The organism is Cryptosporangium aurantiacum (genome assembly GCF_900143005.1).
In the GTDB taxonomy this organism is placed as follows: Bacteria; Actinomycetota; Actinomycetes; order Mycobacteriales; family Cryptosporangiaceae; genus Cryptosporangium; species Cryptosporangium aurantiacum.
The window spans coordinates 865,240-873,754 of the sequence record NZ_FRCS01000002.1; the positions used below are offsets into that span (position 1 = coordinate 865,240).

At 72.4% G+C, this 8,515-nt stretch carries 8 protein-coding genes and 1 pseudogene; 7 read left to right on the forward strand and 2 right to left on the reverse strand.

Annotated features, from left to right (window positions below; all coding sequences use genetic code 11):
* Positions 1 to 99 precede the first annotated feature (99 nt).
* Together BUB75_RS10780 and BUB75_RS10785 are read left to right on the forward strand one after the other, a co-directional pair.
* A complete protein-coding gene (locus BUB75_RS10780; RefSeq protein ID WP_073255031.1) occupies positions 100 to 687 on the forward strand; it encodes a hypothetical protein in 588 nt (195 codons plus the stop codon).
* Positions 688 to 752: 65 nt separating this feature from the next.
* Complete coding sequence (locus tag BUB75_RS10785) at positions 753 to 2,009, forward strand: GAF domain-containing sensor histidine kinase (protein ID WP_073255034.1); 1,257 nt, start codon at positions 753 to 755, stop codon at positions 2,007 to 2,009.
* Positions 2,010 to 2,059: 50 nt separating this feature from the next.
* Here BUB75_RS10785 and BUB75_RS10790 read toward each other — a convergent pair whose 3' ends face one another.
* Together BUB75_RS10790 and BUB75_RS10795 are read right to left on the reverse strand one after the other, a co-directional pair.
* Positions 2,060 to 3,280, reverse strand: a complete 1,221-nt coding sequence (locus tag BUB75_RS10790; RefSeq protein WP_073255038.1) for a sensor histidine kinase — start codon at positions 3,278 to 3,280, stop codon at positions 2,060 to 2,062.
* Positions 3,277 to 3,933 carry a response regulator transcription factor gene (locus tag BUB75_RS10795; protein WP_073255041.1) on the reverse strand — a complete coding sequence of 219 codons (657 nt, stop codon included), beginning with the start codon at positions 3,931 to 3,933 and terminating at the stop codon, positions 3,277 to 3,279. Before BUB75_RS10795 ends, BUB75_RS10790 begins: the two co-directional genes overlap by 4 nt.
* A gap of 161 nt (positions 3,934 to 4,094) precedes the next feature.
* Here BUB75_RS10795 and BUB75_RS10800 point away from each other — a divergent pair, with 161 nt between their 5' ends.
* The 5 genes and pseudogenes from BUB75_RS10800 to BUB75_RS45015 all read left to right on the forward strand — a co-directional run bounded on the left by BUB75_RS10800 (position 4,095) and on the right by BUB75_RS45015 (position 8,279).
* Positions 4,095 to 4,604, forward strand: coding sequence for a hypothetical protein (locus BUB75_RS10800; protein WP_073255044.1), 510 nt, complete (start codon positions 4,095 to 4,097; stop codon positions 4,602 to 4,604).
* The gene (locus BUB75_RS10805) at positions 4,601 to 5,716 is read left to right on the forward strand and encodes an efflux RND transporter periplasmic adaptor subunit (protein ID WP_084740719.1); all 1,116 of its coding nucleotides are present in this window, start codon (positions 4,601 to 4,603) and stop codon (positions 5,714 to 5,716) included. Before BUB75_RS10800 ends, BUB75_RS10805 begins: the two co-directional genes overlap by 4 nt.
* Positions 5,713 to 6,369 (forward strand): annotated as a pseudogene (locus BUB75_RS10810) (ABC transporter ATP-binding protein); the annotation flags it as partial. The gene BUB75_RS10805 and the pseudogene BUB75_RS10810, both read left to right, overlap by 4 nt.
* A gap of 284 nt (positions 6,370 to 6,653) precedes the next feature.
* Complete coding sequence (locus BUB75_RS10815) at positions 6,654 to 7,853, forward strand: ABC transporter permease (RefSeq protein ID WP_073255047.1); 1,200 nt, start codon at positions 6,654 to 6,656, stop codon at positions 7,851 to 7,853.
* A 240-nt stretch (positions 7,854 to 8,093) separates the two neighbouring features.
* Positions 8,094 to 8,279 carry a hypothetical protein gene (locus tag BUB75_RS45015; RefSeq protein ID WP_073255050.1) on the forward strand — a complete coding sequence of 62 codons (186 nt, stop codon included), beginning with the start codon at positions 8,094 to 8,096 and terminating at the stop codon, positions 8,277 to 8,279.
* The last annotated feature ends 236 nt before the right edge of the window (positions 8,280 to 8,515 follow it).

Consider the following 8,515-nt stretch of genomic DNA (forward strand, 5'->3'; position numbering starts at 1 on the left):
GCCTGCCACCGAAACGCGGCCTTGTCACCATGGAGTTTGTCGAGACCCCACGCGGGTACTGCCAAAACGCGTTCCCGCCGACATTTCGGAGGAGATCCCGTGCTGACCGACGTCGCCCGCCGCGTGGCGGACCCGGCGGAGAAGTTGCTGACCAAGACTTTCCGCTTCGCGGGCTGGGTAGTCGGGCGGACCGCCGCGCCACTCTTCAGCCTGGTACGCACCGCCGGTCGCCCCGCAGTCCACACCTTGGCGAAGGTCAGTCCGGCCGCCGCCGAGACGCTCTGGAGCCTGCTGCCCGGCCACCGGCCCGAAGCCGCGAAGCCGACGCAGCCCGCAACTCCGCCAACCCCCACGCCCGTGCGCCCGGCGCATGTGGCGAAGGTGCCGTCCGCCGAGGGTGCGCCGACGCCCGCCGCGGCCCACGCGGAGGCAGCCGCGCTGCTGGCCGAGGTGAGCCCGGACGCCGCGAAGTCCCTCACCGCGAACGACGAGCTGCCGGTGAAGAACTGGGACGGCCTGACGATCGCGGCGATCCGTCAGCGCACCCGGTCGCTCAGCGACCAGGACATCCTGACGTTGCTCGCGTACGAGCGCGCGCACGCCTCGCGGCCGGCCGTCATCCTCAACCTGGAGAACCGGCTCGCGAAGCTCCACCGGGTCAACGGGGCCACCGCCACCCAATCGTAACGAATTGCCGCTAACCGCCTATAATGGCGGTTAGCGGCATCGTTCGAGGGGCGGGAATCGGTTTGGTGGGGCGGATCGACCGAGACGCGTTGATCGCGCCGTACGACGTCATCGGTCACCCTCCGGCACCGGACCTGAACGCGCTCGCCGAGCTGGCCGCGGACATCTCCGGCACGCCGACCGCGCTGGTCAACCTGATGGGCGAGAACACCCAGCACTCGATTGCCGGATTCGGACGCGAACCGGGCGTGTGCGACCGCGCCGACTCGATGTGCAACGTGATCCTCGACGAGCCCGGTCAGGTCATCGTCAACGACACCCGCAGCGATCCCCGTTTCGCTGACAACCCGTACGTCACCGGCGAGCGTGCTGCCTTCCGCTTCTACGCCGCGACCCACTTGCGTAACCCGCAGGGTCTGGTGCTCGGCACGCTCTGCGTCTTCGACGACGAGGCGCGCTCCCTCGACGACCGGCGGATCCGCGGCCTCGGCCTGCTCGCCCGCCAGGTGGACGACGCGCTGGAGCTGCGTCGCCGGACGTCGAAGCTGGTGGACGCCGTCGCCGAGCTGGCCGAGGTCCGGGCCGAGCTGACCCGCTCCAACGAAGCGTTGCACGCGTTCGCCGGGCAGGTCAGCCACGACCTGCGCAACCCGCTGACCGCGATCAACGGGTTCCTCGAGGAGCTGCAGTACTCGGTGCCGCACGACACCCCGTCCTCCGAATACGTCGCGCGAGCGCTGTCCTCGACCCACCGGATGAGCGACCTGATCACCGACCTGCTCGGGTTCGCGAAACTCGGCGGTGAGCTCCGCCGCGAGCCGGTCGCGCTGCGCAACCTGGTCGAGGAGGTGCGCCACGACCTCGCGCCCGCGCTGTCGGCGGTCGGCGCCCAGCTCGACGTCGGGCCGCTGCCGACCGTCCGCGTGGACCCCACGCAGCTGCGGGCGGTGCTGCAGAACCTGATCTCGAACGCCGCGAAGTACCGGCACCCGGAGCGCCCGCCGCTGATCGCGCTGCACAGCTGCCGCCAGGACCACGCCTGGCGGATCGAAGTGGTCGACAACGGCATCGGCGTACCCCGCGACCGCCGCGAGGAGGCGTTCAGCCCGCTGACCCGCGTGCACGACCCGCACGACTCCAGCGCCGAGGGCGCAGGCATCGGTCTGGCCACCGCCCGCCGGATCATCAACGCGCACGGCGGCCAGATCGGGCTGGACGCCAGCCCGGCCGGCGGCACCGTCGCGTGGTTCACGCTGCCCGACCCGGCCGAGGGCGGCTCGTTCGTCGGCAGCCACCCGCCCCGGTCGGCGCGCGTCTCCTAGATCGACGCCGAGGGCTAGATCGATGCTCGGGGCTTGATCACCGCTCCGGGCTAGATCGACGCGGGGGGAAGGGCGACCGTGACGACGAGCCCACCGCCGTCCCGGGCGACCGCAGAGGCCCGGCCCCCGTGGGTGGTGGCCACCGCACGGACGATCGACAAGCCCAGACCGACACCGGCCGCGGTCACCGAACGCTGGTCCGGCAGCCGGTGGAAGGCGTCGAACAGCACCGGGACGTCGTGCGGTGGTACGACCGGGCCGGTGTTGGTTACCACGACCTCCGGCGAACCACCGTCGCCGATCCGGGTCACCACCCGCACCCACCCGCCCTCGACGTTGTACCGGATCCCGTTCTCCACCAGGTTGTGCACGATCCGCTCGAGCATCTGGGCGTCCCCGAGCGTGACCGCCTCCCCCAACTCGTCCTGCAACGTGACGCCGGCGGCCCGGGCGTCCGGACCGGCCTGGGCCAGCACGTGCGCGGCGACGTCAGCCAGATCGACCGGACGCCGTTCGGTCAGCTCGTTCTCCGAGGTGGCCATCAGCAGCAAGCCAGTGATCAGCCGCTCGTGCCGCGCGTTGATCTGGAGCAGGTCCTCGCCGAGCCGCCGCGTGTCGGCGGACGCGGTCTTCCGTTTCATCGCCAGCTCGACCAGGGCACGGCCGACGGTCAGCGGCGTCCGCAGCTCGTGGCTGGCGTTCGCGACGAACCGCCGCTGCCCGTCGAATGACCGGTCGAGACGCTCGAGCATCGTGTTGAACGTGGCAGCCAGCTCACGTACCTCGTCGTCCGGGCCGCGCAGCGGTATCCGCTCGTGCAGCCCGCTTCCCGCCGCGGGTGCCGACGCGATCCGCCGCGCGGTGTCGGTGACCTGGTAGAGCGGGGCGAGCACCCGCCCGGCGATGAGCCAGCCCAGCGCACCGGCGGCCAGGCCCACCGCACCGAGCGCGATGCCGCCCTGCGTCAGCAGCGAGTTCGTCGCGGCCTCACGGAGCCGTCGTCGCTCGTCCTCCACCGAGCGCAGCACGTCGTTCTGCTGCGACGTGGTGACGACCGGAGCCACCGACGGGGACGCCGACGACGACGAAGACGCCAACGGGGTGGGCGCCGTTTTGGAGATCAGCACCTGCGTCCGCCAACCGGCGAGTTGCTGGTTGAACAGCACGTACGTGGTGCCGAGAAGCACCAACCCGGCCACCAGGAACAGACCGCCGTAGAGGAGCGTCAGCCGCGCCCGCAGGGTGACGCGCCGCCGAGCCGAGCCCGTCACGGGATCCGGTACCCGACCGCGGTGACGGTCTCGATGATCGGTGGATCACCGAGCTTCCGGCGCAGCTTGAGGATCGTCAGCCGGACCGCGGGGCTGAACGGGTCGGCGTGCTCGTCCCACACCTTCTCCAGCAGGAACTCCGCGGAGACCGGCGCGCCGTTCGCCCGCAGCAACTCGGCGAGGACGCCGAACTCCTTCTTGGCCAGCGGGACGTAACTGCCGTCGCGGAACACCTTGTGCAGCGCCTGGTCCAGCGTGACGCCGGCGCGGCTCAGCACCGGTGGTGCCGCCGGTCGGCTCCGCCTGCCCAGCGACTGGACCCGCGCCGCGAGCTCCGCGAACGCGAACGGCTTGACCAGGTAGTCGTCCGCGCCGAGCGTCAGCCCTTCGACCCGGTCGGTGACCTCGGCCGCCGCGGTGAGCATCAGCACCCGCGCCGAGGAGCCGGCCCCGACGATCTCCCGGCAGACGTCGTCGCCGTGCACCACCGGGAGGCTCCGGTCGAGCACCACCACGTCGTAGTCGTGGACGGCCAGCCGCTCCAACGCCGCGTCGCCGTCGTACGCGACGTCCACCGCATGGGCTTCCTCCCGGAGCCACTCCGCGATCGTGTCCGCGAGCTTCGGCTCGTCCTCGACCACCAGTACGCGCATCTCGACATCGTCGCCGATCAGTGCGTTTCCCTGGCGTTATATCCGAGGCATAGGCCCTGGGCTGCGGAAACGCACAGTACACGGAGGAAACGAGCCGCCGCGTTGGATGCGTTGGCGACCGGCCGGATAACCGGGCCGGCCCGACCGAAGGAGTCCACGACATGCGGCGAACCCGGGCACTTGCCCTCGTTCCGTTCCTGCTGGCGCTGGTTCTGGCCGGATGCGGATCCGACGACGGCGACGACCAGGTCGCGTCCGTCGCCGACCGCTCGACCGCCGCCGGTGCCAGCGCCTCGCCCACGATCTCGCGCGACGAGATGGGCGTGAAGTTCGCTCAGTGCCTCCGCGAGAACGGCCTCGACGTGGCCGATCCGGAGCCGGGCAAAGGCGTCCGCATGAAGTTCGGCAAGGAAACCGATCCGCAGAAGGTCGAAGCCGCGATGGAGGCCTGCCGCGAGTACAACCCGCAGGCGGACTCGAGCGGGAACGCCGAGTCGGACAAGCGGAACCGAGCGTTCGCCCAGTGCATGCGTCAGCACGGCGTGGAGAAGTTCGCCGATCCCGAGCCCGGCCAGACGGGCATCCGGATCAACCCCGAAGTCGGCGACGACCCCGACTTCCCCGCCGCGCAGCAGGCGTGTGAATCCGTCCTCTCGGGCGGCGGCCAGTGACCGTCACCGAAGTCGCGGAGCCCCCCACCTCCACAGAACAGCTGCCGCCGCGCCGATCACGTCGTCGCGTCACCGCGCTGCTGCTCACCGTCGGGGTGGCCTGCGCCGCGGTAGGCGTGCTGGTCGTGCGCGAAGCGAGCAACTCGGCGGCCGACACCGCGGCGACCGGCCTACCCCCGAACACCGCGCGGGTGACGCGGCAGACCCTCCAGGACGCTCAGACGGTGGACGGCCAGCTCGGTTACGGGACCTCCCGAACCGCGACGAGCCGCCTCGCAGGAACGGTCACCCAGCTGCCGGACAGCGGCGCCACGATCACCCGCGGCAAGCCGCTGTACACGATCGACGACGAGCCGGTCATCCTGATGTACGGCAACGTTCCGGCCTATCGTCCGCTCACGGTCGGCTCCGAGGGACCGGACGTCGCGCAGCTCGAGCGCAACCTGCAGGCGCTGGGCTACTCCGGGTTCACGGCCGACAACACCTACACGTCCTCCACCGCGTCGGCCGTCGCCGAGTGGCAGGACGACCTCGAGCTCGACGCGACCGGCACGGTGGAACTCGGGCGGGTCGTGTTCGCGCCGGCCGCCGTGCGCATCGACGGCCTGCGGGCCTCGGTCGGCGACCCGACGGGACCGGGCCGCCCGGTGCTGACGTACACCGGCACCGCGAAGGAGGTCACGGTCGAGCTGGACGCGGCCGATCAGCGGCTCGCCGAGAAGGGCGCCACGGTCGACGTCACGCTGCCGGACCGGAGCACGACCAGCGGACGCGTCGCGTCCTCGACGACCGTGATCAAACCCGGCGGCCAGCAGGGTGAGGACCCGACGACGACGGTCGAGGTCGTGGTCGCATTGACCGACCAGAAGGCCGCTGAGGAATACGTACTGGCGTCGGTCGACGTCACGTTCACCGCCGCCGAGCGGGCGAACGTGCTCACGGTGCCGGTCGCCGCGCTGCTGGCGCTGAGCGAGGGTGGCTTCGGTGTGGAGGTGGTGGACGGGACCACGACCCGCTACGTCCCGGTGCGGACCGGGCTGTTCTCCGGCGGCCGGGTGGAGGTCTCCGGCAGCGGGATCCGCGAGGGCACCGTCGTCGGGATGCCAAAATGATCACGCTGACCGACGTTGCGAAGGTATACAGCGGGGGCGTCGCCGCGCTGCGGGACGTGTCGCTCCGAATCGACCGGGGTGAGTTGGTCGGCATCGTCGGTCCGTCCGGCTCCGGCAAGTCGACGATGCTCAACCTGCTCGGCACGCTCGACCGGCCGACCTCGGGAACCGTGCGGATCAACGGCTACGACGTCGCCGACCTCCGGGACGACGAGCTCTCCGCTCTGCGCGCGCGCCGGATCGGCTTCGTGTTCCAGCAGTTCCACCTGGCCGCGGGCGTCACCGCGCTGGACAACGTCGCCGACGGGCAGCTGTACGGCGGGTCACCGCAGCGGGAGCGACGCCGCCGAGCGTTGAATGCGCTGGAACGCGTCGGGCTGGCGCACCGATTGAGCCACCGTCCGCACGAGCTGTCCGGCGGGGAGCGGCAGCGGGTCGCGATCGCGCGCGCCGTCGCCGGCGATCCGCCGCTCCTGCTGGCCGACGAACCAACCGGAGCACTAGATTCCGCGTCCGGGGCCGGGGTCATGCGGCTGCTGCGCGATCTGCATGCGGCGGGCACGACAGTGGTCGTCATCACCCACGATCGGGAGATCGCCGACAGCCTGCCGCGACAGGTGCAGATGCGCGACGGCCAGATCGTGTCCGACTCGGGCACGTGCGGCACCTCGGTCGTCCCCGGCGCGGGGACCGCCGCGGGTCTCGACCCCGGCGCGGGGACCACTGCGGGTCCCGACTCCGGCGCGGGGGCCACCGCGAGTCTCGACTCGGGCGCGGGCACGACCGCGGGTCTCGATCCCGGGGCCCGGCCCGGCACCGGGACAGCCGCGGATCCCGACTCCGAAGCCCGGCCCGGCACCGGGACAGCCGCGGATCCCGACTCCGAAGCCCGGCCCGGCACCGGGACAGCCGCGGGTCTCGATTCCGGGGCGCCCTCATGACCCGGCCTCCGCGTCCGGCGCGGCTCCGCCCGGGCGACGTCGTCAGGGTCGGAATGGTCGGCCTCCGCACCCGGCCGCTCCGGGCGTTCCTCTCCGCGCTCGGGATCGCGATCGGCATCGCGTCGATGGTCGCTGTGGTCGGCATCTCGTCGTCGTCCCGGGCCGAGCTCGACCGGACCCTCGACACGCTGGGCACCAACCTGCTCACCGCCTCCGCAGGCACGACGCTGGTCGGCGAACAAGCCCAGCTGCCGGAGACCGCCGAGGCGATGGTCGGCCGGATCCGCCCCGTCCGGAGCGTGTCCGCGGTCGGCCGCGTCGAGGACACCAAGGTCTACCGCACCGGCGAGATCCCGGCAGAGCAGACCAACGGCATCGGCGTCTACGCCGCGCGGCTCGACCTACTCGAGGCCGTGGCGGGCAAGGTCAGCAGCGGCACCTGGCTCAACGCTGCCACCAGCCGTTATCCCGCGACCGTGCTCGGCTCGGCGGCGGCCCAGCGGCTGGGCATCGGACGCGCCGGTCCGGACACGCGGGTACTGATCGGTGGAGAGTGGTTCACGGTCGTCGGGATCCTTGCCCCGGCCGCGCTCGCTCCGGAACTGGACACCGCAGCGCTCATCGGCTGGGAAGCTGCCGCCGCGCTCGGGTTCGACGGACGTCCGACCACGATCTACACCCGCTCGCAGGACAGCCAGGTACAGGCAGTGAGCGACGTCCTCGGTGCGACGGCCAACCCGGAGGCACCAAACGAGGTCGACGTCTCCCGGCCGTCCGACGCGCTCACCGCGAAGCAGGCCGCAGGCGAGGCGTTCACCCGGCTGCTGCTCGGCCTGGGCGCGGTCGCGCTGCTGGTCGGCGGCGTCGGCGTCGCGAACACAATGGTGATCTCCGTCCTGGAGCGCCGCGCCGAGATCGGCCTGCGCCGTTCACTCGGAGCGACCCGCGCCCAGATCCGGGCGCAGTTCCTGACCGAGTCACTCCTGCTGGCGGCACTCGGCGGGCTCGGCGGCGCGCTGCTGGGAGCGATCGGGACGGCCGGATACGCGCTGCTCCAGCAGTGGACCCCGGTCATTCCGCTCTGGGCCGTCGTCGGCGGTGCGACGGCGACGCTGGTGATCGGCGGGCTCGCCGGCATCTATCCGGCCGTGCGCGCGTCCCGCCTCTCCCCGACCGAGGCGCTCGCCACACCGTGACTCGTGCCGGGGTGCCGGGCGTCGCGCCGGGGCGCCGGGGCGCCGGGGCGCCGGGGCGCCGGGGCGCCGGGGCGCCGGGGCGCCGGGGCGCCGGGGCGCCGGGGCGCCGGGGCGCCGGGGCGCCGGGGCGCCGGGGCGCCGGGGCGCCGGGCATCGTGCCAGGGCGCCAGCCCTCGTGCCGGCCGTCGTGCCGGGATGCCCGGTGTGACGCCCGGTTGCCGACGTCCGGAGACTGGGCAGATGCCGACGTTCACGATCGTCCTGCGTGGCTACAACCTGCTCGAGGTCAACCGCTGGGTCGAGTGGGCGCTGCAGCACCCCGACCAGGCCCGCGCCGGTGACCCGCCGAAGTTCACCGTGGGTCTCCGCGGTTACCGCCGCCGTGACGTCGACACCTGGATCCGAGAGTTACGCACCGCCCGCTAGCTCCGAGGCGGTTGGCCGGGGCCGCCGATCCGAGGCGGTTGGCCGGGGCCGCCGATCCGAGGCGGTTGGCCGGGGCCGCCGATCCGAGGCGGTTGGCCGGGGCCGCCTGGCCGGGGTGGGCGGTCCGAGGCGCCGCGGTGGGCATGCCGATGGCCCGAAGCGCTGGGAGCGCTTCGGGTGGCCGGCCGGGGCCTGCGGCTGGTGTCAGGGTGGGTCGAGGGTGGTGCCGTCGGGTC

Bases quoted from the DNA above. Each gene is read 5' to 3' on its own strand.
- BUB75_RS10795 (WP_073255041.1), bottom strand. From the start codon at position 3,933: ATGCGCGTACTGGTGGTCGAGGACGAGCCGAAGCTCGCGGACACGATC.
- BUB75_RS10800 (WP_073255044.1), top strand. From the start codon at position 4,095: ATGCGGCGAACCCGGGCACTTGCCCTCGTTCCGTTCCTGCTGGCGCTG.
- BUB75_RS10815 (WP_073255047.1), top strand. From the start codon at position 6,654: ATGACCCGGCCTCCGCGTCCGGCGCGGCTCCGCCCGGGCGACGTCGTC.
- BUB75_RS45015 (WP_073255050.1), top strand. From the start codon at position 8,094: ATGCCGACGTTCACGATCGTCCTGCGTGGCTACAACCTGCTCGAGGTC.